Source organism: Actinospineispora spinosispora DSM 44797, from assembly GCF_000429025.1.
Classification (GTDB): domain Bacteria; phylum Actinomycetota; class Actinomycetes; order Mycobacteriales; family Pseudonocardiaceae; genus Pseudonocardia; species Pseudonocardia spinosispora.
Genome location: NZ_AUBB01000010.1, coordinates 189,910 through 214,849, shown reverse-complemented (window position 1 = coordinate 214,849; position 24,940 = coordinate 189,910). Strand labels below are relative to the sequence as shown.

Sequence of the window (24,940 nt, the reverse complement as noted above, 5' to 3'; positions counted from 1 at the left end):
CGACTGGACCACAGCAGCGCCCCGCGCCGGAACTCCATGTGAGAGCTCAGGGGCGGGGCGCTAATGTGCCGACGTGGGTGGGATCGACGCGCGGCGAGCAAGAACCGATGACGTGGCCGGGATCAAGGCGTTGGTCGACCGCTATGCCGGCAGGGTTCTGCTGGCCAAGGACATGATCACGCTGTACGAGGACGTGCAGGAGTTCTGGGTCGTCGAGCAGGACGGGCGCATCGTCGGCTGCGGCGCGCTGCACGTGCTGTGGCAGGACCTCGCGGAGATTCGCACGATCGCGGTGGACCCGGAGCTGAGCGGCAAGGGCCTGGGCCACGCACTGGTCTCAGCCCTGCTTCGCACCGCCCGCGAGCTGGGGATCAAGCGTGTGTTCGTCCTCACGTTCGAGCGGGACTTCTTCGGCAGGCACGGTTTCGTCGAGATCGACGGGACGCCCGTCGCGCCCGAGATCTACGAACAGATGCGTCGTTCCTACGACGCCGGTGTCGCGGAGTTCCTGGACCTGGCCTACGTCCGTCCGAACACCCTGGGTAACGCCCGCATGATGCTGCACCTGTGAGGCGCGGCGGCCGGCGAGCTGTCCGGCCACCAGCGCGCCCAGTGCCATGGCGAAGCCGACGAGCTGCCACGTCGTCAGTGCCTGGCCGAGCACCAGGAACCCGATGACGGTCGCCACGACCGGGCTGCCGAGGCTCAGCAGCGACACCGAGGTCGTGGTGAGCCGCTCGATGCCTCGGAACCACAGCGCGTAGCTGAGCGCACCGCCGATGACGGTCAGGTAGCCGAAGCCGAGGACGTTCGTGACGCTGAGTGAGCCGGGCAGGCCTTCGAGGGCGAACGTCAGCGGGATCAGGGCGACCCCGCCGGCGGTGAGCTGCCAGCCCGCCATGGTCAGCGGCCGGACCGGGCTGCCCCACCGTTTGCCCAGCACGATCGCGCTGCCGATCAGCGTGGTGGCGACGAGCATCGCCAGCAGGCCGAGAACGTCGAGCTTCGCGGCGGCGGTGAGGGTGAGCAACGCCACCCCGATCACCCCGGCCACAGCGGCGAGCAGCTGCGGACGCGGTGTGCGGATCTTCAGCACCAGCACCGACAGGCCAGCGACGAACAACGGCTGCACCGCGCCGACGGTGGCGGCCACCCCGCCGGGAAGTGTGTAGGCGGCGTAGAACAGCAGCGGGAAGAACGCGCCGAAGTTGAGCATGCCGAGCAGCGCCGAACGCCACCACCAGGAGCCGCGCGGCAGGCTCCGGGTGACCAGCAGCAACACCAGCCCGGCCGGCAGCGCCCGGAGCAGCGCCGCGAGCATCGGCCGGTCCGGCGGCAGCATGGTCGAGGTGATCAGGTACGTCGTGCCCCAGATCGCCGGTGCCAGCGCGGTGAGCACCGCGTCGCTCCAGCCCGTGTCCCGTGTCATCAGAACTCCCCTCCATTGATAATCTCAACGTTGAGACAATTAAGACCCTGGCGATAGCTCAGTGTCAAGTCTCTTAACGTTGAGACATCTGGAGAACATCATGTCCGATGCGGTGGACGCGATCCTCGACCAGTGGCGACAGGAGAAGCCCGACCTCATCGACGAGCTGTGGCCGATGAGCATCATCGGCCGCGTGCAGCGGCTGTCGCGGGTACTCGAACGAGAGCTGGCGACGTTCTTCGCCGCACGCGGCCTGCAGCACTGGGAGTCCGACGTGCTGCTGACCTTGCGTCGCGCGCCGGGGCCGCTCACCGCGGGTGCGCTGCTGCGGTCGGCGATGGTGACCTCGGGGGCGATCACCAACCGGATAGACCGGCTGGAGGCGCGCGGTCTCGTCGAACGGGTCCGCGATACCGAGGATCGTCGTTCGGTCCGGGTCCAGCTCACGGCCCAGGGCCGCGAGCTGCTCGACGAACTGTTCGCCGAGCACCTGGCGAACGAGGCGCGATTGCTCGAGGGGATCCCCCCGGAGTCGCGCGAGCCGCTGGCCGCGATCCTGCGCGGAGCCCTCGAACACCTGGGCGACACCGAGCTGGGCTAGCCCCTCAGGAACGATAGCCGCACCTTTCGCACCGGGTTGTCGCCGTTGGTGTCGACCAGGCACACCGACTGCCAGGTCCCGAGCGCCGGTCGACCGTCCAGCACCGGCACGCTCATGGACGGCGCGATCAACGCGGGCAGCACATGGTCCCTCCCGTGCCCCGGGCTGCCGTGCCGGTGCGTCCAGCGGTCATCGGCCGGCAGCAGGTCCCGCAGCGCGACGAGCAAATCCTCGTCGCTGCCCGCACCCGTCTCCAGAACCGCGAGACCGGCGGTCGCATGCGGCACCCAGACATGCAGCAGCCCGTCCTCACCCCGATGCTCGGCCAGGAACTCGCTGACCTGGCGAGTGAGATCGACCACGGCCTCCGAGGCACCGGTCCGGACTTCCAACTCCTCGCTGTGCATCCCGCGACGCTAACGCCTCCAGCCACCGGCTGCGGCTTCGCCCAGGTCAGGGCTCGTGAGTGGTACGGGCGCCTATAGGCGCCCGTACCACTCACGAGGTTCTAGTCCTCGTCGGGGTCGTCCTCGGCGGGGCCGCCGCCCCGGATCGACCACAGGAGGCCCTCCAGCTCGTCCGGCTTGACCAGCACGTCGCGCGCCTTGGAACCTTCGGACGGTCCGACCACGTTGCGCGATTCGAGCAGGTCCATCAGCCGCCCGGCCTTGGCGAAGCCCACCCGCAGCTTGCGCTGCAGCATCGACGTCGAGCCGAACTGCGAGGTGACCACCAGCTCGGCTGCCTGCAGCAGGACGTCGAGGTCGTCGCCGATGTCCGAGTCGATCTCGCGCTGCTCGCCGGCCTTCTGCGCCGTGACGCCGTCGGTGTACTCCGGCTGCGCCTGCTCCTTGGTGAAGTTGACGACACTGGAGATCTCCTCGTCGCTGACGAACGCGCCCTGCATACGGACCGGTTTACCGGCACCCATCGGCAGGTACAGCCCGTCACCCATGCCGATCAGCTTCTCCGCGCCCGGCTGGTCCAGGATGACCCGGCTGTCGGTGAGCGAGGAGGTGGCGAACGCGAGCCGGGACGGCACGTTGGTCTTGATCAGACCGGTCACGACGTCGACCGAAGGCCGCTGGGTGGCGAGCACCAGGTGGATACCGGCGGCACGGGCCTTCTGGGTGATCCGCACGACCGCGTCCTCGACGTCGCGGGGCGCGGTCATCATCAGGTCGGCGAGCTCGTCGACAATGGCCAGGATGTACGGGTAGGGCCGGTACTCCCGTTCGCTGCCCGGCGGCGCGGTGATCTCGCCGGACTTGACCTTCTTGTTGAAGTCGTCGACGTGGCGGACCTTGCTGGCCTGCATGTCCTGGTAGCGCTGCTCCATCTCCTCGACCAGCCAGGTCAGCGCGGCGGCCGCCTTCTTCGGCTGGGTGATGATGGGTGTGATCAGGTGCGGGATGCCCTCGTACGGGGTCAACTCGACCATCTTCGGGTCGATCAGGATCATCCGGACCTCGTCCGGCGTGGCCCGCGACAGCAGCGACACCAGCATCGAGTTGACGAAGCTGGACTTACCGGAACCGGTCGAACCCGCGACCAGCAGGTGCGGCATCTTCGCCAGGTTGGCGCACAGGAAGTGGCCCTCGATGTCCTTACCCAGGCCGATGACCATCGGGTGCTGCTCTTTGCGTGCGTTGCCCGACCGCAGCACGTCACCGAGCCGGACCATCTCGCGGTCGGTGTTCGGTACCTCGATGCCGACCGCCGACTTGCCGGGGATCGGGGCGAGCAGCCGGATGTTGTCGTTGGCGACCGCATAGGCCAGGTTGCGGGTCAGCTGGGTGATCTTCTCGACCTTGACCGCAGGCCCGAGCTCGATCTCGTAGCGGGTGACCGTCGGGCCTCGGGTGAAGCCGGTGACCTGCGCGTCGACGTTGAACTGCTCCAGCACACCACCGATCGCCTCGATCATCGAATCGTTGGCGGCACTGCGGGTCTTGGGCGCGGGACCCGTCGGTAGCAGGTCGGCCGGCGGCAGCTCGTAGTCGCCGTCGATGACCCTGGACACCACCGGCTTGTCGGAGTCGGCTTCGACCTTCTCCGGGGTGCTGGCCGGCTTCACCGAGGCGGGCGGGACCGCCGACGGCTTCACCGGGACGGGCGGGCGCGGAGCGGGTGCACCGGGCGCGGGCACGACCGGCGCGTCCGGGCCCGGCGAGTCCATGGCTTCGGCGACCGCATCGGCGAGGCTGGAGGCCTGGCGGCGCTTCGAGGGCCTGCGCAGCCGCACGCTGTCGAGCCCGGTGTCGCCGTGCGCGGGCAAGGTCAGCTGGCCGTCGTCCTCGCCCGGCTTCACCTCGGTGGTCTCGGCGGGCGGCGCGCCGCCGAACAGCCGCCGCAGCCGCGCCGGAACCTCCCGCACCGGGGTACCGGCGACGACGAGCAGCCCGTACAGCGCGACGAGCGCCAGCACCGGCGCCGCGACCCGCCCGGTCAGCCCGATGGCCAGCGGCGCACCGGCGACGTACCCGAGTGCGCCCCCGGCGTCGCGCCAGCCGATGAGGTCCTGCGGCGAGTGCCGCAGGACGTGCATGAGCCCGAGCACGCCGAGCACCAGCAGCAGCCCGCCCAGGACCATGCGAGGGCGGACGTCCGGTTGGGACGGGGTGCACATCAGGAAGATGCCGATGCCGAGCAACAGCACGGGCAGCGGATAGGCGGCCGCGCCCACGACGGTCGTGACCCCGATCTGCACGGCGGCTCCGACCGGTCCGCCCGCGCCGAACCACACGCCGGCGGCGGTGATCACCGCGATGGCGAGCAGGACGATCGCGATGCCGTCCCTGCGGTGCGCCGGATCCAGCTCGCGGGTCCGGCCGGCGACCTTGCGCAGACCCGAGACACCCCGGCCGATCACGGTGATGATGTCGGTCTTGGGCGGTGGGACCGGCCTGCGCGCGACGGGGCGCCGACTCGCCGGCCGCCGCGTCGCGGTGGTCCGCGCCGGTTGCCGACCTCGGCTGCTCGCTGTGCCCTTACCCGTGGTCGACCGTCCTGCCATGCCTCACACGGTAGCCCGGGGACGTGCCGAAATCGGGGACCCGAGACCGCGTGTACCCCTCCTTCGCGCCGCGACCATGGGGTGCACGGCGACCGCGGGCTGGAAGGTCTGTGAGGTCAAGCAAAAGCCGCTCCGCGAGTCTCCCCGAAGGGGGTTCAGTGCGACGCACTGCAAAGAACGCAACAGGCGACGCGAAAAGCAACCAGCCGAGCGCGCGTCCAGCGAAGGCAGCGAAGCCCGAGCGAAGCGAAGGGCGTAGCCGCCCAAGTTTCCGGTTGCGGGCCCCCGGAGCGAAGCGGAGCGGGGTCCCTGCCGGAAACTTCCGACGCGCGAGGGCGCGCCAGCAAACACAGCCCGCCAGTAAACTCATGCGCATGCGATTGACCAAGTTCGAGCACGCGTGTGTGCGCCTGGAACACGCCGGCACCACCCTCGTACTCGATCCCGGGGCTCTGAGCGACGCCGAGGTGACGCGCGGCGCCGACGCGATCCTGATCACCCACGAGCACTTCGACCACTTCGAGCCGAAGACCCTGCGCGCCGCGGCGACCGCGAACCCGGACCTGGCGATCTGGGCGCCGGCCTCGGTCGTCGCCAAGCTGTCCGACGTCGAGGAGCTCACCGGCCGGGTGCACACCGCCGCGCACGGCGACGCGCTGTCGGTCGGCGGCGTCGAGGTGCACGTCTACGGCGAGTGGCACGCCCCCACCCATCTGGACCCGGTGTCGAACGTCGGCTACCGGATCGCCGGCACGGTCTTCCACCCCGGTGACGCGTTCACCGTTCCCGAGGACTCGGTCGACACCTTGCTGCTGCCCACGACCGGCCCGTGGCTGAAGTCGATCGAGATCCTGGAGTTCGCGCAGAAGGTGGGCGCCCGTCAGGGCTTCTCGATCCACGACGGCATCGTCAACGAGATCGGTCTGGTCGTGGTGGACAACATCCTGAACGCCACCTCCACCCGGACCGGCGTCCCGTTCACCCGCCTCCCGGTAGGCGACAGCACCGACCTCACCTGACAAGACCCGTGAGTGGCGAGTGGTCCCCTGGGACCACTCGCCACTCACGGGTTCTGACCAGCTGCGACGTCCAGGACCGGGTCGAAGGCCAGTTCGGCGGCGCCGACCAGCTGTGCGTCGCGGCCCAGCGACGACCGGACGACACCGGTGTGGCCGATCGCGCGGCTGACCATGCTGCGTTCGGCCACCCGCTGGACGACGGTGTCGAGCACCGGGCCGGGCAGCGCACCGAGCGGATCACCGAGCACGACCAGTTCCGGGGCGAGCAGGTTTACCACGTTGATCAGCCCCAGCGACAGCCAGCCGGCGAACTCACCGAGCCTGCCCAGCGCCTCGACCGGATCGGCGTCCAGCTCACGCAGCGAGGCGAGCAGCTCACCGCGCGCGGTGTCCGCGGGCAGACCGAGCGCCCGGCACAGCGCGGGCCCGCCGACCTCGGTCTCCCAGCAGCCGCGCAGCCCGCAATGGCATTCGAGGCCCTCCGGCCGGACGACCATGTGCCCCAGTTCGCCCAGGTAGCCACCTGCCCCGCGCAGCGCCGAGCCGCCGGAGATCACTCCCCCGCCGACGCCGAAGTCGCATTCGACGAACAGCAGGTCGTTCGCGTCCCGCGCGATGCCCCGGGTGTGTTCGGCCAGCGCCCCCAACTCGGCGTCGTTGGCGACCGCGACCGGTACCCGCAGCCCGGCGGCGAGCTGCTCACCGAGTGGGACGTCGACCCAGTGCAGGTGCGGGGCCTCCCGCACGAGCCCGTCCGGCCTGCGCACGACGCCCGGGACGGACACCCCGGCGCCGACGACCAACGAGCCCAGCTCACTCGCCAGCATCGGCGCCGACTCGAGCACCCGGGTGAGTACGTCCCGGGGCTTCTCGACACCGACCTTCAACCGCCAGCTCAGCCGTCCGAGAATCTCTCCGCCGAGCCCGACGACGGCCATCGACACCCGATCCACCCGAATGTCGACGGCCAGCACCACCGCCGCCTGCGGATTGGGCAGCACCAGCAGCGACGGTCGCCCCGCGCCGCTGCGCTTGGACGGCAACCGCTCGCTGACCAGGCCCGACTCCGCGAGCCCGTCCACCACGGCCTTGATCGTGCTGCGGTTGAGCCCCAGCTCGGCGGCGAGCACCGCCCGGGTGCACGGCCCGGCCCGGTGCAGGCGCCGCAGCACGGCGCTGCGGTTGTGCCTGCGGGCATCGTCGGGTCGGGCACCCTCGGTCCCGGACGGCGAACCCGAGGTGGGCACTCGGACGGTCACCGGCCGGCGGTCGCCCTGCGCCGGGACAACGCGTCCACACTGGCCGCGAGCAGCAGCACGATCCCGGTCACCACGAGCACCACGGCGGCGGGCTGTTTGAGCAGGCCAAGACCGTTGTTGACGATGGCCAGCACCGCGCCGCCGATCACCGCGTTGCTCATCCGCCCACGTCCGCCGAACAGCGACGTCCCGCCGATGACCGCCGCGCCCACCGCGTACAGCAGCACGGTGCCGCCACCGGCGTTCGGGTCGACCGAACCGACCTTGGACGAGTAGACGATCGCACCCACGGCGGCCAGTGTCGCGGACACCACGAACACGCTCGCGCGCAGCCTCGGCACGTTGATACCCGCGCGACGGGCCGCCTCCGCGTTGCCGCCGACCGCGTAGATGTGGCGGCCGTAGCTGGTGCGGTCCAGTACGTAGGTCCCACCGACCAGAAGCACGAGGATGATCGGCACGACGTAGGGCACACCGGTGATGGTGATCAGCGAGCTCTGCGACCGGTTGAGCGACAGCAGGAACGTGCCCACCGCGGCCAGTACGACCGTCACGCCGACCTTGGTGAACACCAGCGGTGTCGGCTGGGTGACCAATCCCTTGCGCAGGCGGCTGAAGTGCCGCCCGAGCACGACGGCGGCGTAGCCACCGGCGGCGATGACGAACAGCACCCAGCTCGCCGCGACCGGCAGGTTGCCGTTGGCGACCGCGAAGATCGTGTCGTTCTGCAGCGCGAGCGTGCCGCCGTTGCCGATGAACTGCAGGATCACGCCCTGCCAGGCGAGGAACAGCGCCAGCGTGACGACGAACGACGGGATGCCGATCCGCGACACCAGCGCACCGGTGAGCAGACCGATCGAGGTGCCGACGCAGATGGCCAGCAGCATCTCGACCCACGGATTCGGGCCGACCCCGATCACGACGATGACCAGCGCGATCAGCGGTGCGATGCCGGCGCTCCAGAGCCGCAGCTGCGCGGCAAGAGCCAGCGCCGCCAGCAGCAGGACACAGAAGATGATGAAGACGCCGGCGCCCATCGAGCCGAGCAGGTTGCCGCCGGACACCAGGTGCAGCGCCATCACCGACGCGGTCACACCGGACGCGGTACCCGCCGACAGGTCGATCTCGCCGAGCAGCAGGACGAACACGAGCCCCATCGCGATGATGGTGACGCCCGCGCCCTGGGCCAGCAGGTTCGCCAGGTTGCCGAGGGTGAGGAAGTTGTCCGACAGCGCGCCGAACAGGATGACCAGCACGATCAGGCCGAGCAGCGCGGGCAGCGAGCCCAGCTCGCCGCCCTTGACCCTGGCGACGTAGTCGCGCAGCGCCTCGGAGGTGCTGCGCGCGGTGGTGTCGATGCCGAAGTCGGTGACCGCGCGGTCCTTCTCAGGAGTCTTGGTCGCGTGGCCGGGGGTTGTCTCAGTCATGGCCGGTGTCCTAGATCGTGACGGTGTCGGGGCGGGCCAGACCGAGCTCGCCGGAGCGGCCGGCGGTGATCAGCTCGACCACCTGGCTGTGCGTGAGGTCCTTGCGCGGCAGGTCGGCGACCAGCCGGCCGAGGTAGAGCGTTGCGATGCGGTCCGCGACCTCCATGACGTCGGCCATGTTGTGGCTGATCAGCACGACGCCGAGGCCCTGCTCGGCCAGCCGGCGCACCAGGTCGAGCACCTGCCGGGTCTGGGCGACACCCAGGGCGGCGGTGGGCTCGTCGAGCAGCACGACCTTGCTGTCCCACAGCACGGACTTGGCGATCGCGACGGTCTGCCGCTGGCCACCGGACAGCGCGGAGACCGGCGTGCGGACCGATTTCACCGTGCGGACCGACAGGGTGGCGAGCGTCTCGCGTGCGGCCTGCTCCATGGATGCCTCGTCGAGTGCCCAGGGCTTGCCGCGCTCCCGGCCGAGGAACATGTTCTGCACGATGTCGAGGTTGTCGGCGAGTGCAAGGTCCTGGTAGACGACCTCGATCCCGAGTGCCGCGGCGTCCCTCGGCCCGGCGACCTTGACCGGCTCACCGGCGAAGAGAATCTCTCCCGAGTCGATCGGGTGGATACCGGCGATGGCCTTGACCAGCGTCGACTTCCCGGCTCCGTTGTCTCCGACGAGCGCGGTCACCTCGCCGGGTCGGATCGCGAGGTCGACGTCGTGCAGCACGTGAACCGGGCCGAAGCTCTTGTTCACCCGCTTGAGCTCCAGGATCGGCTTCGTCACCGGGTCCTCCTTGCAAGTGTCGTTCACGGGATGGGTAGGCCGGGGACGTCCGGTGGACAGGCACGGACGCCCCCGGCCGAGTGCGTTACTTGATGCCGAGCTGGTCGCACGCCGCCTGGGTGTCGGCGACGCAGATGTCGGACGCCTTCACCGCGCCGCGGTCCACGACCTGCTTGACGTTCTCCTTGGTGATCAGCACCGGGGTGAGCAGGACCGACTTGACCTGCCGGTTGGCCTTGGTGTCCTGGGACACCGCGGTCGCCATCGCGTCCGCGCCCGCCTTGTCGCCCTTGGCCAGCGCGCCGGCCAGCTTCGCCGCGGCGATCGCTTCCTGGTCGATGGGCTTGTCCACGGTCATGTACTGGTCGCCGCGCAGGATGGCCTGAAGGCCGTCGGCGGTGGCGTCCTGACCGGTGACGATGACCTTGCCGTTGAGCCCGGTCTTCTTGAGGACGGTGATCACCGCGCCGGCGAGCCCGTCGTTGGCCGCCAGCACGCCGTCGACCTTGCCGCCGTTACCGGTCAGGAACTGCTCGAACGTCGTGCCGCCGGTCTGGTTCTCCCAGTTGGGGATGCGCTGGCTGGCGACCAGCTTCAGCGCGCCGGAGTCGTACTTGGCCTTCACGACGCTCTGCTGGCCCTCGTAGAACAGGGTCGCGTTGTTGTCGGTCGCGGCACCCTCGATCTCGATGACGTTGGCGCCCTGCTTGTCGCCGATGCCCTGCACCAGTCCCTGGCCCTGCAGCGCTCCGACCTTCGTGTTGTCGAACGACACGTAGTAGTCGCTGGAGCCGCCGAGGTTGAGCCGGTCGTAGTCGATCGTCGGGATGCCGGCGGACTGCGCCTTCTTGGCGACGGCGGCGCCGACGTCGGTGTTCGGTGCGTCGATGATCAGCACCTTCACCCCGTTGTTGATCATCCCGTCGGCGAGCGAGGAGAACTTCTGCACATCACCCTGGGCGTTCTGGATGTCGGCGTTGAGCCCCTCGTCCTTGAGCGCCTTCTCCAGCAGCGGCCGGTCGAAGCTCTCGTACCTCGCGGAGGAGGCGGTGTCGGGAAGGATCACCCCGACCGCCGCGCCGCTGCCTCCCGAGGTCGAGGGAGCGGGCGAGGAGCCCGATCCGCCGCTTCCGCCCGAGCTGTTCGCGCCGCACGCGGTGAGTGCGAGCACCAGCCCCGCGCTCGCCGCAACCAGGGCCACGTGAGTCCTGCCCATGAGTAGTTCCCTCCGCTGTGCCTCGGCGACGGCGCTCCTGTGGGCCGTCGTCGAATATGTTGTGGCGCACAACGTACTTCCGCAACCGCCTCGGCAACAGCCGTTCTGAACCGATCAACCATCACATTTGCGCAACGGAAGCACTCGCACCACCGCCCCAACCCCACGCCCCACACGGCGGGTGGCGACGGGGGGTGGTTGTGGGTGTCAGGTGAGGCGGGCTGCTCGGGCGGTGAGGTAGCGCTGCTCCGGGATGCTGGCGGTGCGGCGGGCAGCGAGCTCGTACGCGGCCCGGGCGGCCGGCAGGTCGCCGGCCATTTCGAGAAGGTGCGCCCGTACCGCGGCCAGCCGGTGGTGGTCCGTCATTCGACGGTCCGCTCCGACGGTGTCCAACAGTTCCAGACCGATCCGAGGGCCTTGTGTCATGGCGACCGCGATCGCGCGGTTGAGCGTCACCATCGGATTGGGCCAGCGGCGTTCGAGAATTCGGTAGAGAATCTCGATCTGCGCCCAATCGGTCTCGTCGGCGCATGATGCCTCGACGTGCACCGCCGCGATTGCCGCCTGCAGCTGATAAGGCCCCAAGGGAAATCTCGCCATCGCGTCCGCGATCAACTCCGAGCCTTCGGCAATGGGCTCGGGTTCCCATTTCGTGCGGTCCTGTTCGGCCAGCGGAACGAGCCCCCCGCGCGAATCGGTCCGCGCCGGTCGCCGGGCATCGGTGAGCAGCATCAGTGCGAGCAGCCCGGCGACCTCGCCGTCCCCGGGAAGCAGCCGGTGCACCGCGCGGGTCAGTCGGATGGCCTCGGCCGCCAGCTCGTGGCGGTGCAGCTGCTCGCCGTGACTCGCGGTGTAACCCTCGTTGAAGATCAGGTACAGGACGTGGAGCACCACGGACAGCCGCTCGTCCCGTTCCTGCTCAGGAGGCATGACGAAGGCCGCGCCCGCCGCTTTGATGGTCTTCTTGGCCCGACTGATCCTCGGCCCCATCGTCGCTTCCGGCACCAGGAACGCACTGGCGATCTGCCCGGTGGTGAGACCGCCGACCGCGCGCAACGTGAGCGCGACCTGCGAAGCCGGGGTCAGGCTGGGATGGCAGCACAGGAACAGCAGGGTCAGGGTGTCGTCCCGGTCCGGGGTGTAGTCCTCCCCCGGTTTCCGGCCGACGTACTCGTCGGCTCCAGCCTCCAGCGCGAGGTTTTCCTCACGACGTCGCCGAGCATTCTCACTGCGAATGTGATCGACCATCTTATTGGCCGCCACGGTGATCATCCAGCCCCGCGGATTGTCCGGAGTCCCCGTGTCGGGCCATTGCACGGTCGCCGCCAGCAATGCTTCCTGGACGGCGTCCTCACACGAGTCGAACTGCCCGTAGCGCCGCATGAGGACACCGAGGACCTGCGGCGTGATCTCACGCAGCAGGTCCTCGATCGTGCGGCTTCGCTCGTCTATGCGGCTACATCTCCATTCCGGCCTCGAACATCACCGGCCGGACCTCGACACCCATACCCTCGATGGAGGCGTCGGGGATCATCGCGGCCAGCTCGCAGGCGCGCTCCTTGCTCGCGCAATCGAGCAGATAGTAGCCACCGAGGAATTCCTTGGCCTCGAGGTAAGGCCCGTCGGTCACCACCGGAGCGCCGCCTCGCACCCGTACCACCGCACTGTTCGACGGGTCCGCCAGCGCCTGGGTGACGATCAGCTCTCCCGACTCCCGGACGACCTTGATGAACGCTCCGTGCCCCTCCCCGACCGCGCTCATCTCCTCCTGGGTCAGCGCGCCGAGCACGGCCGGGTTGTTGTGCATGATCAACAGGAACTTCATGTCATCTCCTCGTGGCCTCGGCCCCTCTCCGGGACCGTCGGGGATGGGTCGTAGCCGAGGACCCGGCTTTGACATCGCCGGCAGCGGATTCTTCTCGATCCAGTACGGCGAACACCAGCCGCTGCTGTGCCAGTGTCCAGATGTTGCCGCTCACCACGTAGATCAGCAGCCCGACCGGCAACAGCGCACCGGCCGCGAGCATCCCGATCGGGAAGACCCACAGGCTGAGCGTGCTCATCATGGCGGCCTGTGAATTGTCGTTCGACGCCGCCGTGGTGACACGGGCGGTGAGGTGCATCGCGGCCGCCGACACGAGCAGCAGCGGGATCACGAGCGGCGCGATGCTCCACATCCAGGTCACCGGGTGCGCCGACAGCAGACCGGTGTTGAACAACGCATCGCCGAGGTGCGCGCCGAACACCGTCGCCTGCAGGTAGGACTGCACGTCGATCGCGCTGAAGTAGTAGTTGGGGCGGTCCGGGTACTGGGTGAAGTTCCGCAGGACGTGATTGAGCCCGATGAACACCGGAATCTGCACGAGCATCGGCAGGCAGCCGGTGAGCGGATTGACGCCGTGCTCCTTGTGCAGCGCCTGGGTCTCCCGCAGCTGACGGTCCCGGTCGCGGGCGTACTTCGTCTTCAACGCTGCGACCTGCGGCGCGATCTTCTGCATGCGCCGCATCGAGCGCGTCTGGGCGATCGTCGGGCGCAGCATGACCGCGCGCAGCGTGAGGACGAGGAACACGATCGCCAGTGCCCAGGCGATCAGGCTGTTGTGGTCGAGGACGAGGCCGAACACCTGGTGCCAGCACCACAGGATGAACGACACGGGGTAGTACACGAAGTTGAGCATGCCGAGGACACCTCGAAAGGCCGGGGCGCGTAGACGCGCACACGAAGAACGGGCTTCGTCTGGCCGGCTGGGGAGAGCTAGGCCGGCCGGTGTCCCCGACCAGGCGCTCGAGGGAGCCTGGGGCGTCCAGGTGTGTCCGGGCTGCTTTGTCTGCGGAAGGACCCACGCAGGCACCGTTCGTCACGCGAGGGCCGGTCGGGCGGGCCGACCTCGACCACCGCGGTCCGTCCGGCCGAGGATCGCAACATCCACGCGGCGGCCAGCATCGTGGCGATCGCGGCGCCGAGCACCACGACAGAGCCGTCGGCGTGCGGTGCGGCGAGCATGACGAGGACGAGCGCCAACGCAGCACCCATCCACCGCATACCAACGATGGTAGCCACGAACCGTGAGTGCCGCGGCCGCCTATCGGCGGCCGCGGCACTCACGGTCTCTGAGCAGCTAGAGAGCGATGACCGTGGGGACGATCATCGGACGGCGGCGGTAGGTGTCGGACACCCAGCGGCCGACGACGCGGCGCACGCTCTGCGCGATGCGGTGCGTGTCGCTGATGCCCTCGACCTCGGTACGGGACAGCTCCGCCTCGATCAGCGGGATCACCGCGTCCAGTGCCTTCGGGTCGTCGGAGAACCCGCGCCCGGACACCGTCGGCGCCGTGACCGCGCGGCCGGTCGCGGCCTCGACCGCGATCGTGATGCTGATGAAGCCACCCTCACCGAGCACCAGACGGTCACTCAGGGTCGAGTCGCCGATGTCGCCGACGGAGGACCCGTCGACGTAGACGCGGCCGACCTCGACCCGGCCGGCGATGCTGGCCTTGCCGTCGACCAGGTCGACGACCACGCCGTCCTCGGCGATCACGACGGACTCTTCGGGCACCCCGGTCTTCACCGCGAGCGCGGCGTTGGCGCGCAGGTGGCGCCATTCGCCGTGCACCGGCATGACGTTGCTCGGGCGCACCGCGTTGTACAGGAACAGCAGCTCACCCGCGGGCGAGTGACCGGACACGTGCACCTTCGCGGTGCCCTGGTGCACGACCTTCGCGCCGAGGCGGGTGAGCCCGTTGATCACGCCGAACACGGCGGTCTCGTTGCCCGGGATCAGCGACGACGCGAGGATGATCGTGTCGGCGGGCTGGATGCGCACCTGGCGGTGCTCGCCACGCGCCATGCGGGACAGCCCGGACAGCGGCTCGCCCTGCGAACCGGTCGAGACCATCACCAGCTCGTTGTCCGGCAGCAGCATGGCCTCGTCGATGTCGACGAGCAGCCCTTCCGGCACGCGGAGCAGCCCCATGTCGGCGGCGAGCCCCATGTTGCGCAGCATCGATCGCCCGACCAGGCAGACCTTGCGGCCACGCTCGGCGGCGACGTCGAGAACCTGCTGGACACGGTGCACGTGGCTGGCGAAGCAGGCCAGGATGATCCGGGCGGGCGAGTTGTCGAAGACGCCCTCCAGCACCGGCCCGATCTCCCGCTCGGAGATCACGAACCCGGGCACGTCGGCGTTGGTCGAGTCGACCAGGAACAGGTCGACGCCCTCGTCGCCGAGGCGCGAGAAACCGGCGAGGTCGGTCAGCCTGCCGTCGAGCGGCAGCTGGTCGAGCTTGATGTCACCGGTGTGCAGCACGACGCCCGCCGGGGTGCGGATGGCGACGGCCAGCGCGTCCGGGATCGAGTGGTTGACCGCGAAGAACTCACACTCGAACTCGCCGTGCTTGGTGTGCTGGCCTTCCCGCACCTCACGCAAGTGCGGGGTCAGCCGATGTTCCTTGCACTTGGCCGCGACCAGGGCGAGGGTGAACTTGGAACCGACGATCGGGATGTCCGGACGCTGCCGCAGCAGGAACGGGATCGCACCGATGTGGTCCTCGTGGCCATGCGTCAGCACGAGCGCCTCGACATCGTCGAGACGGTTCTCGATAGCACGGAAGTCGGGCAGGATCAGGTCCACGCCGGGCGAGTCCTCGGCCGGGAAGAGCACACCGCAGTCGACGATGAGCAGCTTGCCCGCGTACTCGAACACGGTCATGTTGCGACCGATCTCGCCGATGCCACCGAGCGCGACGATCCGCAGGCCGCCGTCCACGAGGGCGGGCGGCTGGGTGATCGGCAGCTCGGCGGTCGGGCCGGGTTCGGCCGGACGATCGCGCTCGCGTTCCCGCTGAGGGCGCGAGGATCTACGGTTGGACTGGGAAGAACGACTCACAGGGCAACAACTTTCGTGGCCGCGATCCGCGGCCGGGTCATGGTCGCGCGCGACTATCCGCTGCGACATGGTGAGGGTGTGCCCCCGGACGTCGGGGCGTCCGGGCAGACACACACAGCGCCGTCAGGTCGGCTGAGGGCGCGTATCGTTGCCCATGCTACCGCCAACCCGCCGAAACCCCATCCCCCGGCCGCGTTGTGCTATTTGACAACGCCCGGCGCGATGGCCAGATCGGCCACCAGCCGCAGCGCGCACCGCCACTTCGGCGCCCCGTGAACTTGAGAGAAGCAGCCGAGGCAGCGCCCGTCCGGCCCCGGCACGTGAATTTCGATCAGCGCTCGACACACATCCGGCCACTGCCGCAGGATCCGGGCCGTCTCTTCGAGCGAGTGATCCGCTGGTTTTTTGATCATGTTTCGACAGTGCGATTGAGAGGGGTAGCGAGGGAGGCCGCCGCGGGATCCCACGACGCCTGTCCCAACTGCCATGCTCTGCGGCATGGGGACGAGGGCAAGGGGGGTTCAGCGACGGTTGGCGCGACGACTCAAGGCGTTGCGCGAGCAGAACATGATGTCGTTGGATGAAGTCAGCAAGCGAATGTACTTCTCCGACAGCAAGCTCAGTCGGATCGAAAACTGCGAGAACCGGATCACCCATCACGAGCTCAAGAGCCTGCTCGACATCTACGGCGTCACCGCGGATCGATGGCCCGAGTACTTCGCCATGCTCGAGGCGTCTGTGGTGGGCGGCTGGTGGCGGGCCTATGGTCTGCCAGAGAAGGGGTACCTACCGCTTGAAGCGGATGCCAGTCTGGTGCGCTGCTACAGCCTGGCCATAGTGCCCGGCCTACTCCAAACACATGAGTACGCCCGCGCAGGCTTCCAAAGGTCGATCAGACAGCTCAGTCCGGAACAAGTGAAACGCGACGTCCGGATCAGGATGATCCGGCAGAAAAGGCTGACGTCCGCGACGGACCCACTCCGACTAGTCAGCATCGTCGACGAGGTCGCCCTCCATCGCCCTGCAGGCAACTCCGAGATCATGGTCGCTCAACTAGAACACTTGATCGAAAAAGCCGTTCTTGGCAACGTGACTCTGCAGGTTCTGCCAACGAGTCTTGGCTCCCACCCTGGCCAGAATGGCTCATTCAGCGTGCTGAGCTTCGACGACGCGGGAGAGCCCGACGTGGCTTATGTCGAGCATCCACTCGGCTCGATGCACACTGAGCGGGAAGCCATAGTCACCAAGGCAAGAACCAGGTTCGATCACCTGCAGTCCTTGGCCCTACCGCCCGAGGAGTCTGCGGCCTTGATCCGACGGATAGCCGAGCGATATTGATGCAGACCTCGCGCTAACCCGACCTCAGCAGGTCGGTTCGCGCGACCATGACCAGCCCCCGAACAGGCCACTTCACCTCGTGAGTGTTGAGTATGGCTATAGCCATACTCAACACTCACGAGGTCAGATGCCGCGCGGGGTTGCGGTCAGGGCCGCGACGTCGGCGGGGGCACCGGCCAGGTCCACCTTGGCCACGTCCCGACCGAAGGCGTGCAGGACCAGTTCGGCGGGTTCGCCGGTCACAGTGACCACCGGAGTGCCGGCCTTGGCCTGGATGTCCGCGCCGCGCTCCCGGGTCGGGTGGTGCAGCACCACCCCTACCGGGCTCTTCTTGTAGAAGATCCGGGCGGACAGGCGCAGCCAGGACCAGAGCTTCTCGTCGCGTTCCGGAGTCGACGCGGGGACCGTCCAGTCCGGCTGGGCGCGGGCGAGGTCGGCGTTGTGCACCACGAACTCGGTGAGGTTGACGCGCTCGTCGACGAACGGGGGCCAGAACGGCGACCACAGCGGCGGGCCCGAGCGCAGCAGCTCGACCTGCTCGCTCCAGGGCGTGTTGTCGTAGGAGCTCATCGCGGAGTCGGCGAACCGGGACAGCGCGGACACCAGAATGCCCGGCGCGGCCAGTGGCTGACGCTCCCGCACCAGCAGATGCGCGAGCAACTCCTTGGCGCGCCACCCGGGCAGCACCGTCGGAGCCTCCGGTCCGAGCTGGTCGAGCAGGTCACACATGGCCGTGCGTTCGCCAGGGACGACTCTCATGGTGATCAGTATGCCCTCAGCCCTCGGTGACCAGCGGGCTGGACGCGATCTCGCTGCCGTCCTCGAGGGTGCCGATCTCGAAGTCGGCGAACACGTTCGGCACGGCGTCCTGGAGCTGGCGCAGGCACTCGATGGCCACTTCGCGGATCTCGACGTCGGCGTGCTCGGTGGCGCGCATCGCGATGAAGTGCCGCCAGGCCCGGTAGTTCCCGGTGACGACGATCTTCGTCTCGGTCGCGTTCGGCATGACGGCGCGCGCCGCCTGCCGGGCCTGCTTGCGCCGAAGGGTCGCGTTGGGCACGTCCGCGAAGCGCTGTTCCAGCCCGCTGAGCAGCGCGTCGTACGCCTTCTGCGCTGCTTCGGCGGCTTCGACGAACGCCGCGTGCAGCTCGGGTTCGGCCGCAATGACCTCAGGCTCGACGACGGCGGAACCCTTGCCCGGGACATACCGTTGGGACAGTTGTGAGTACGAGAAGTGCCGGTGGCGAATCAGCTCGTGGGTGAACGAGCGGGACACCCCGGTCAGGTAGAAGGTGACCGTGCCGTGCTCCAGCACCGACAGGTGGCCGACCTCCAGGATGTGGCGCAGGTAGCCGGCGTTCGTGGCGGTCGCCGGGTTCGGCTTCTTCCAGGACTGGTAGCAGGCCCGGCCGGCGAACTCGGCCAGTGCCTGACCGCCGTCCGCGTCGGTCTCCCACTCGATGTCGTCCGGAGGCAGGAACTCGGTCTTGGCGATGAGCTGCACCTTGAGGGGCACCGTCTCGGGCATGTCCGAAGCCTAACGGCGCCGCGCCGACAGGCCTGCGAGACGCCGTGGTGACAGCACGGCGACGTCAAGATTTAGTTGCGTGATGTCATGAATGACGTCATAGTGGCGTCATGGACGTCACGCCGTACGTCACCGCCCTGCGGGAGGACCTCGTGTCCGCCGCCGCTGCCGGCGATGAACAGACCCAGCGCACGGCCACCCTGCTGGCCGCCGCGATCGAACCCGCCGCCCGGCTCGCCGTCATGAACGCCCTGACCGATCTCGCCGAAGAGGTCACCGAGGCGCTCGAGGGCGAACGCACCGTCGAGCTGCGGCTCAACGGACGCCAGGTCAAGGTGGTCGTCACCGACCCCCCCGGCGCACAGCCCTCGGAGGAGCCACCGACCTCCACGCCGCCGATCGGCGGCGCGGAGAGCGCGGCCGGTGACATCAGCCGGATCACCTTGCGGCTGATGGAGGAGATCAAGGGGCACGCCGAGCAGGCCGCGAACCGGCAGGGGGTCTCGCTCAACTCCTGGATCGCGCAGGCCGTGCAGGGCGCGCTGTACGGCGCGCAGACCCGCAACCATTCCCGAGGCAGAGCCGACTGGGGCCCGGACGCACAGCGAGGCCGGGAACGCGGGCCGCGTAAGAACCGCGACGACGGCCGTTCCGTGCGTGGCTGGGTACAGGGCTGAGAGGCGAGGTCATGACCGAAGAGACGACACCGCACCACGAACCGGACGAGTCGAGCGAGACGGTACGGACCGAGAGCTGGCCGTGTGACCAGGCAGCGGAGCTGGAGCTGTCGATCGACGTCGGCCGGATCGACGTCGGGCTCACCGACGACGCGACCACCGTCGAGGTGGAGCTGCGCGCCGAGGAGTCCCGGCGCGGCAACTGGACGAAGGGCCTGTCCGGAGTGCTCAACTGGCTGGGCGAGTCGACCGGTCCGTCCGGCTCGATCCGCGTCGGCGGGCACGACATCTCCTTCGGCGGGCGGGACTTCCCGTTCGGCGGCCCGGACTTCGACCTGAGCGACCTCAAGGGTCTCGACCTGGAGGCCGAGGCGGTCCGCGCGGCCGAGATCACCTGGTCCGAGACCGGCAAGCGGCTCGTGGTGCACTCACCGACGCGGATGCCGCTGCGGATCGTGCCGCTGGTTCTCACTGTCCGCGCGCCGTCGCGCTCCCAGGTGCTGCTGCGGACCGGGTCCGGTCAGATCACCGTGACCGGACAGTGCGGTCAGGCCAAGGTCCGCACCAGCTCCGGTGACGTGGAGCTGGACACGGTGTCGGGCGACCTGCACCTGTCCACCGGCTCCGGCGAGGCGGCCGCGCGCGTCGTGTCCGGCCGGACGAAGGCCAAGACCGGCTCCGGGAACCTGACCTTGGCGACCCTCGACGGATCCGCACAGGTGACCGCGGGCAGCGGCGACGTCCGGCTCGGCACGGTCCGCGCCGACGTCAACGCACACACCGGCTCCGGTGACCTGTCCGTCGACGACGCCGAACGCGGCCAGCTCACCCTGGCCACCGGCTCGGGTGACCTGCGGGTCGGCGTGCACAGCGGGGTGGCCGCCGAGCTGGACCTGCACTCCAACTCGGGCCGGGCCCGCAGCGAGCTGGAGGTCAGCGACGTCGCGCCGTCCCAGGGCCCGGCGGCACTGCGCATCCACGGCCGCGCCGGCAACGGCGACGTCCTGGTGACCAGAGCGCTCACTGTGGCAACGGCCTAGGAACGGGCCGGCGAGTCGGGCGGGTCAGCGCCCCGGCTCGCCGGAGAGGGCTCGGGCGAGCGGGGCGATCAGGTCGCCCCGCTCGCCCAGGACCACGTCGTCGAGCTCCAGCCAGTCGGCCATCACGCGGAGCTCGGCGGCAAGCTCGGCCGCGACCCTCGGAACGTCCGCGTCCGGCTCGGCGAAGGCACCGGGGACGCGCAGCACGTTGGCCGCGCGGTCGGTCTTCAGGTCGACCCTCGCCACCAGGGCGTCGTCCAGCAGGAACGGGAACACGTAGTAGCCGTGCTCACGCTTCTCCGCCGGGGTGTAGATCTCGATGCGGTAGCGGAACCCGAACATCCGCTCCGTCCTCGCCCGCTCCCAGATCAGCGGGTCGAACGGACAGAGCAGCGCCCGCGCCGACACCTTGCGGGGCATCCGGGCGCCGGGTGACCGGTAGCCGTACTTGGGCCATCCCCGCACCTCGACCTGCTCCAACCGGCCGGCGTCGACCAGCTCCTGGATCGCGGTGCGGCAGGTCTCCGGCCCCATGCGGTAGTAGTCACGCAGCTCGACCTCGGTGGCGACGCCGAGCGCGGTCGCCGCGTACCCGATGAGCCGACGCGCCGCTTCCTCCGCATCCACCGGCGACGCGAGCACCTCGGGCGGCAGGACCCGTTCGGGCAGGTCGTAGAGCCGCTGGAAGTTGACCCGGGTGCCGGTCGTCAGCTGCCCGGTGCCGAACAGGAACTCACAGATCCGCTTCACCTCGGAGCGTTCCCACCACGAGGCGCCCTTCGGGCGGGGCACGCCGCTGCCCGCACCGAGCATCTGCTCCAACGCCCCGGCCCCGATCGGGCCGGCTTCCTTGACCGCGGCGAGTACGTCCTCGACCAGCCCTGGTTTGCTTTCCACCAGCTCCTGGTAGTAGCGCCACCAGCCCTTGCGCTTCGCGCGGGACTGCAGCAACGGCCAGTCCCGCACCGGCAACAGGCTCGCCTCGTGCGCCCAGTACTCGACCATCAGCCGGGGCCGTCGCGCGCTGTGCGACCACGCGGCCTCGTCGAGCAGCCCCGCCGGATACGCACCGAGCCTGCTGAACACCGGCATGTAGTGCGCGCGGACCGCCACGTTGACCGAGTCCAGCTGCAGCAGCCGCAACCGCTCGATCAGCGGCACCAGATGCCGCCGGGTGACCTGGCCGGACGGTCGGGCCTGCGCGAACCCCTGCGCGGCCAGCGCGGCCCGCCGAGCCGCGGCCGCAGTGATCCTCTCCATACCAGCACCCTCTCACCCACCCCCGACACTCTTCCCAAGCGAGTCGGGACATTCCGCCCCGCGAGTCGCGGGATTTGTCAGGGCGAGTCGGGGAATCCGTCAGGCGTGAAGGAACGGGACCTCGGGTCACGGTTCGCCACGCGGAGCGGGCCACCCAGCCGGATCTCACGCAGCTCACGGTCGCCCGCGTCCAGGGTGCGCACCATGCCGTCGGGGTCCCAGCCGATGCGGTCGTAACAGGCACGAGACGCCACGTCCTGCTCGGGCAGCCAGGCGATGGCGCCCTCCGCGCCGTCCGCGACCAACAGCTCGAACGCGGCACCGAGCAGCCGCCGTCCGTGCCCCCGCCGGCCCCATCTGGGTTCCACCAGCAAGGTCACGATCTGTGCGAGGCCCGCGGCCAGCTCCGGTTCGTCCTCATCGGCGGGCGCCACGGCGCAGAACCCGACGATCCACTCCCCCTCAGTGGCCACCAGAACGTGGTGCCCGTCGCCGGCGGCCACCGCGGCCGTCCACGCCGCCCGGGCCGCCGGCCCGCTCAGCCGCTCCAGCGCGGCCTCCGGCACCAGCTCCGCGTAGGCCGCCCGCCACGTGTCAGCCTGAATGCGAACGATCTCGTCGACGTCGTCGGGGGTCGCGGCGCGGACCAGCGCAAGTGCCATGACACCTACTTACACGACGGTACGGCCACCGCATGATCCGGCCCGACCTGACGGATTCCCCGACCCACCCTGACAAATCCCGCGACTCGCGCGGCAGAATCTCCCGACTGGCGCCGCGGAATGTAGCGACTCGCGGGGCGGGGTCAGGTGTCGAGGCCCAGGAGGGGCTCCAGGCCCACCGTGAGGCCGGGGTTCGACACCACGTGCCGGATGCCCATCAGGACGCCGGGCATGAAGGAGGAGCGGTTGAACGAGTCGTGCCGGATGGTGAGCGTCTCGCCCTCGGTGCCGAACAGCACCTCCTGGTGCGCGACCAGACCGGCCATCCGCAGCGAGTGCACCCGGACGCCGTCCACCTCGGTTCCCCGGGCACCGGCGCGTTCCTGAGTGGTCGCGTCCGGCATCGGCGCCGAACCGGCTTCCGCGCGCGCGGCCGCGATCAGTGACGCGGTGTGCGCGGCGGTACCGGAGGGTGCGTCGACCTTGTTGGGGTGATGCATCTCGATCACCTCGGCGGACTCGAAGAACCGGGCCGCCAAACGCGCGAAGTACATCGACAGGACCGCGCCGACGCCGAAGTTCGGCGCCACGAGCACGCCCACCTCGGGCTTCTCCGCGAGCCAGCCCCGGACCGTGTCCAGCTTCTCCGCATCGAAACCGCTGGTCCCGACGACGCAGGCGATGCCGTTGTCGATGCAGAACCGGATGTTGTCGAGCACCACCTGCGGCTGGGTGAAGTCCACCACCACCTGGGCCGATGCACTCACCAGGTCGGTGAGCCTGTCGTTCTCGTCGATCCCGGCGACCAGCTTCAGATCAGGAGCGGCGCCGACGGCACGACAGACCTCGACCCCCATCCGGCCGGCCGCACCCAGGACCCCCACCCGCACCGCTTCGCTCACCCGTGCACCTCCGTGCTCATCCGACTGCTCACCCGATCCCATCAGAAAAACACCATGCCGACGATCCACACCGCCGTGGCCAGGAGACCGGCGGCGAGCTCGATCAGGATGCTCCACCCGACCGCGCGCAGTGCACCCCGGGTCGACGGCCAGGCTCGCGCATGATCGCCGAGGCGGACGAACTCCGCAAGATAGACCCCGGCGACGAAACCGATGAACAACCCGACCACCGGAATGACGAAGAAGCCGACGATCCCGAGCACCGCTCCGAGCGCCAGCGTGCGTCCCGGGACCCCTGCCGCACGCAGCGCACGGCCCGGCAACAGATACTTCGCCACCGTCCCGAGCACCGCAATGCCCACGGCGATCCCCAGGACGGTCCACCCGACGGCGTCACCCCGGGGCACGGCCCACACCGCGATACCGGCCACCACCAGCAGCAGCCCCGGCAGCACGGTGACCACAACCCCGACGAGCCCGATCGCCACCAGCACAGCCGCGACCACGGTCAGCCCAACGCTCACCCCGGCAGCCTAACCAGCTAGGCCGGCCCCACCGCTCGTGAGTGGTACGGGCGCCTAGAGGCGCCCGTACCACTCACGAGGTCAGGGAGGCGGGCAGGTCGTCGGGTGAGTCGTACGGGCCGACCACGGCCGCGGTGAGCGGTCGGGTCAGCAGCTCCTCGGCGACGGACGCGACCTCGTCGGGCCGGACCGCTTCGATCAGCTCTAGGCTGCGGCGCAACGACCGCTGACGGCCCAGGTCCAGCTCGTGACGCCCGATGCGGTGCATCCGGGACGCCGTGTCCTCCATGCCGAGCACCAGGCCGCCACGCATGGCACCTTTCGCCCTGGCCACCTCGGCATCGGTCAGACCGTCGGCGACGACGTCGGCGAGGACCTGCCGGATGACCGTCACGACCTCCCCGAGCCGGTCCGGCTGGCAGCCCGCGTAGATCGCCAGCTGCCCGGCGTCCTGGTAGCTGGTGGTCGCCGAGTACACCGAGTACGCGAGCCCGCGCTGTTCACGGACCTGCTGGAACAGCCGCGAGCTCATGCCGCCGCCGAGCGCGGTGTTGAGCACCTCCAGCGGAACCCGCCGCGGGTCGTGCCGATCCAGACCGCGCAGCCCGAGCATGAGGTGGACCTGCTCGGTGTCCTCACCGTGCAGCAGCAGATCGCTGTGCGTGACCGGCAGCTCCAGCCCGCCGCGGGGTCGTGCCGGTTGGGCGGAACCGGAGGACGGAAACATCTGCTCGACCAGCTCGACGACCCGGTCGTGGCTCACGTTGCCCGCGGCGGCCACCACCATGCGTGACGGCGTGTAGTGCCGCTGCCAGAACTCGTGCAGCCGGTTCCGCGTCATCGCCTCGATCGACTCGACTGAGCCGATCACCGGCAGACCCAGCGGGTGGTCACCGAACAGCGCGGTATCGAAGACCTCGCCGAGCAGGTCCTCCGGGTCGTCCGCGCGCATCGCGATCTCTTCGAGCACGACGGCCCGTTCGACCTCGACGTGCTCGGCCTCCATCGTCGCGGCGGTGACCACGTCGGACAGCAGGTCCACCGCGAGCGGCAGGTCCGAGTCGAGCACGTGGGCGTAGAAGCACGTGTGCTCCTTCGCGGTGAACGCGTTCAGCTCGCCGCCGACCGCGTCGATCTCCTCGGCGATCTGCGCGGCCGTGCGTTTGGCCGTGCCCTTGAACAGCAGATGTTCGAGGTAGTGCGCGGCGCCGGCCTGGTCAGGGGTCTCATCTCGCGAGCCGACACCGATCCAGACTCCGACCGACGCCGATTGCACCCCGGGAACCCACTCCGAAACCACCCGCAGCCCGCTCGGAAGCAGGCTGCGGGTGACCGAATCGGATTCCGGGGTGCTCACGTCACCGGGCTGTGA

General features: G+C 69.4%; 25 protein-coding genes and 1 pseudogene. 6 read left to right on the top strand and 20 right to left on the bottom strand.

Translation table 11 applies throughout. The features are described 5' to 3' along the window. The first annotated feature begins 73 nt into the window (after nt 1-73). On the top strand, nt 74-571 hold the full coding sequence (locus G406_RS55450) for an amino-acid N-acetyltransferase (protein WP_245607011.1): 498 nt from the start codon (nt 74-76) through the stop codon (nt 569-571). Between the two features lie 87 nt (nt 572-658). Here the strand turns inward: G406_RS55450 and G406_RS44660 are convergent. Further along, a pseudogene (locus tag G406_RS44660) lies at nt 659-1,342 on the bottom strand (EamA family transporter); the annotation flags it as partial. Between the two features lie 187 nt (nt 1,343-1,529). Here G406_RS44660 and G406_RS0104835 point away from each other — a divergent pair. Beyond that, a complete protein-coding gene (locus G406_RS0104835) occupies nt 1,530-2,030 on the top strand; it encodes a MarR family winged helix-turn-helix transcriptional regulator (protein ID WP_028932949.1) in 501 nt (166 codons plus the stop codon). On the opposite strand, the gene G406_RS0104830 is transcribed toward G406_RS0104835, so the two are convergent. Both G406_RS0104830 and G406_RS0104825 read right to left on the bottom strand, forming a co-directional pair. Beyond that, the gene (locus G406_RS0104830; protein ID WP_028932948.1) at nt 2,027-2,437 is read right to left on the bottom strand and encodes a secondary thiamine-phosphate synthase enzyme YjbQ; all 411 of its coding nucleotides are present in this window, start codon (nt 2,435-2,437) and stop codon (nt 2,027-2,029) included. The two genes, G406_RS0104835 and G406_RS0104830, sit on opposite strands and share 4 nt — an antisense overlap. Nucleotides 2,438-2,538: 101 nt before the next feature. Beyond that, entirely contained in the window at nt 2,539-5,046 is a 2,508-nt protein-coding gene (locus G406_RS0104825; protein WP_028932947.1) for a DNA translocase FtsK, read from the bottom strand. A gap of 374 nt (nt 5,047-5,420) precedes the next feature. Between G406_RS0104825 and G406_RS0104820 the strand changes: the two genes are divergently transcribed. Continuing rightward, nucleotides 5,421-6,065, top strand: a complete 645-nt coding sequence (locus G406_RS0104820; RefSeq protein WP_028932946.1) for an MBL fold metallo-hydrolase — start codon at nt 5,421-5,423, stop codon at nt 6,063-6,065. Between the two features lie 44 nt (nt 6,066-6,109). On the opposite strand, the gene G406_RS0104815 is transcribed toward G406_RS0104820, so the two are convergent. From G406_RS0104815 to G406_RS56495, 10 genes are all read right to left on the bottom strand, one after another. Next, nucleotides 6,110-7,324: an ROK family protein gene (locus tag G406_RS0104815; protein ID WP_245607010.1), complete on the bottom strand. Its 1,215-nt coding sequence runs from the start codon at nt 7,322-7,324 to the stop codon at nt 6,110-6,112. Further along, on the bottom strand, nt 7,321-8,751 hold the full coding sequence (locus tag G406_RS0104810) for a sugar ABC transporter permease (protein WP_028932944.1): 1,431 nt from the start codon (nt 8,749-8,751) through the stop codon (nt 7,321-7,323). Before G406_RS0104810 ends, G406_RS0104815 begins: the two co-directional genes overlap by 4 nt. A 10-nt stretch (nt 8,752-8,761) precedes the next feature. After that, the gene (locus tag G406_RS0104805) at nt 8,762-9,535 is read right to left on the bottom strand and encodes an ATP-binding cassette domain-containing protein (RefSeq protein WP_028932943.1); all 774 of its coding nucleotides are present in this window, start codon (nt 9,533-9,535) and stop codon (nt 8,762-8,764) included. A gap of 85 nt (nt 9,536-9,620) precedes the next feature. Continuing rightward, complete coding sequence (locus G406_RS0104800; protein WP_028932942.1) at nt 9,621-10,751, bottom strand: sugar ABC transporter substrate-binding protein; 1,131 nt, start codon at nt 10,749-10,751, stop codon at nt 9,621-9,623. Between the two features lie 207 nt (nt 10,752-10,958). Then, the gene (locus G406_RS0104795) at nt 10,959-12,182 is read right to left on the bottom strand and encodes an RNA polymerase sigma factor (RefSeq protein WP_037075139.1); all 1,224 of its coding nucleotides are present in this window, start codon (nt 12,180-12,182) and stop codon (nt 10,959-10,961) included. Between the two features lie 25 nt (nt 12,183-12,207). Continuing rightward, nucleotides 12,208-12,576, bottom strand: coding sequence for a YciI family protein (locus tag G406_RS0104790; protein ID WP_028932940.1), 369 nt, complete (start codon nt 12,574-12,576; stop codon nt 12,208-12,210). A 1-nt stretch (nt 12,577) separates the two neighbouring features. Next, nucleotides 12,578-13,429 (bottom strand): membrane protein insertase YidC, encoded by an 852-nt coding sequence (yidC, locus tag G406_RS44655; RefSeq protein WP_051341621.1) that lies wholly within the window; start codon nt 13,427-13,429, stop codon nt 12,578-12,580. A gap of 77 nt (nt 13,430-13,506) precedes the next feature. Then, a complete protein-coding gene (locus G406_RS0104780) occupies nt 13,507-13,794 on the bottom strand; it encodes a DUF6412 domain-containing protein (protein ID WP_028932939.1) in 288 nt (95 codons plus the stop codon). Between the two features lie 76 nt (nt 13,795-13,870). After that, a complete protein-coding gene (locus tag G406_RS0104775; RefSeq protein WP_028932938.1) occupies nt 13,871-15,544 on the bottom strand; it encodes a ribonuclease J in 1,674 nt (557 codons plus the stop codon). A 293-nt stretch (nt 15,545-15,837) separates the two neighbouring features. Further along, nucleotides 15,838-16,050, bottom strand: coding sequence for a hypothetical protein (locus G406_RS56495; protein WP_156934681.1), 213 nt, complete (start codon nt 16,048-16,050; stop codon nt 15,838-15,840). Between the two features lie 118 nt (nt 16,051-16,168). Between G406_RS56495 and G406_RS0104770 the strand changes: the two genes are divergently transcribed. Beyond that, nucleotides 16,169-16,975 carry a helix-turn-helix domain-containing protein gene (locus G406_RS0104770; RefSeq protein WP_169736606.1) on the top strand — a complete coding sequence of 269 codons (807 nt, stop codon included), beginning with the start codon at nt 16,169-16,171 and terminating at the stop codon, nt 16,973-16,975. Between the two features lie 123 nt (nt 16,976-17,098). Here G406_RS0104770 and G406_RS0104765 read toward each other — a convergent pair whose 3' ends face one another. Then, entirely contained in the window at nt 17,099-17,734 is a 636-nt protein-coding gene (locus G406_RS0104765; protein WP_028932936.1) for a TIGR03085 family metal-binding protein, read from the bottom strand. A gap of 16 nt (nt 17,735-17,750) precedes the next feature. Then, complete coding sequence (thyX, locus tag G406_RS0104760; RefSeq protein ID WP_028932935.1) at nt 17,751-18,503, bottom strand: FAD-dependent thymidylate synthase; 753 nt, start codon at nt 18,501-18,503, stop codon at nt 17,751-17,753. 110 nt (nt 18,504-18,613) lie between these two features. On the opposite strand from thyX, the gene G406_RS0104755 reads away from it, so the two are divergent. Together G406_RS0104755 and G406_RS44650 are read left to right on the top strand one after the other, a co-directional pair. Then, a complete protein-coding gene (locus tag G406_RS0104755) occupies nt 18,614-19,180 on the top strand; it encodes a toxin-antitoxin system HicB family antitoxin (RefSeq protein WP_028932934.1) in 567 nt (188 codons plus the stop codon). Between the two features lie 11 nt (nt 19,181-19,191). After that, nucleotides 19,192-20,220: a DUF4097 family beta strand repeat-containing protein gene (locus tag G406_RS44650; protein ID WP_051341616.1), complete on the top strand. Its 1,029-nt coding sequence runs from the start codon at nt 19,192-19,194 to the stop codon at nt 20,218-20,220. A gap of 24 nt (nt 20,221-20,244) precedes the next feature. Here the strand turns inward: G406_RS44650 and G406_RS0104745 are convergent, their stop codons facing one another. The 5 genes from G406_RS0104745 to G406_RS0104725 all read right to left on the bottom strand — a co-directional run bounded on the left by G406_RS0104745 (nt 20,245) and on the right by G406_RS0104725 (nt 24,925). Next, on the bottom strand, nt 20,245-21,480 hold the full coding sequence (locus tag G406_RS0104745) for a winged helix-turn-helix domain-containing protein (RefSeq protein ID WP_028932933.1): 1,236 nt from the start codon (nt 21,478-21,480) through the stop codon (nt 20,245-20,247). A gap of 77 nt (nt 21,481-21,557) precedes the next feature. Continuing rightward, nucleotides 21,558-22,142, bottom strand: coding sequence for a GNAT family N-acetyltransferase (locus G406_RS44645; protein ID WP_051341615.1), 585 nt, complete (start codon nt 22,140-22,142; stop codon nt 21,558-21,560). A 143-nt stretch (nt 22,143-22,285) separates the two neighbouring features. Continuing rightward, the gene (gene dapB, locus G406_RS0104735) at nt 22,286-23,044 is read right to left on the bottom strand and encodes a 4-hydroxy-tetrahydrodipicolinate reductase (RefSeq protein ID WP_028932932.1); all 759 of its coding nucleotides are present in this window, start codon (nt 23,042-23,044) and stop codon (nt 22,286-22,288) included. Between the two features lie 41 nt (nt 23,045-23,085). Further along, nucleotides 23,086-23,568: a DUF456 domain-containing protein gene (locus G406_RS0104730; protein ID WP_028932931.1), complete on the bottom strand. Its 483-nt coding sequence runs from the start codon at nt 23,566-23,568 to the stop codon at nt 23,086-23,088. 73 nt (nt 23,569-23,641) lie between these two features. Beyond that, complete coding sequence (locus tag G406_RS0104725; RefSeq protein ID WP_028932930.1) at nt 23,642-24,925, bottom strand: M16 family metallopeptidase; 1,284 nt, start codon at nt 24,923-24,925, stop codon at nt 23,642-23,644. Nucleotides 24,926-24,940 lie beyond the last annotated feature (15 nt).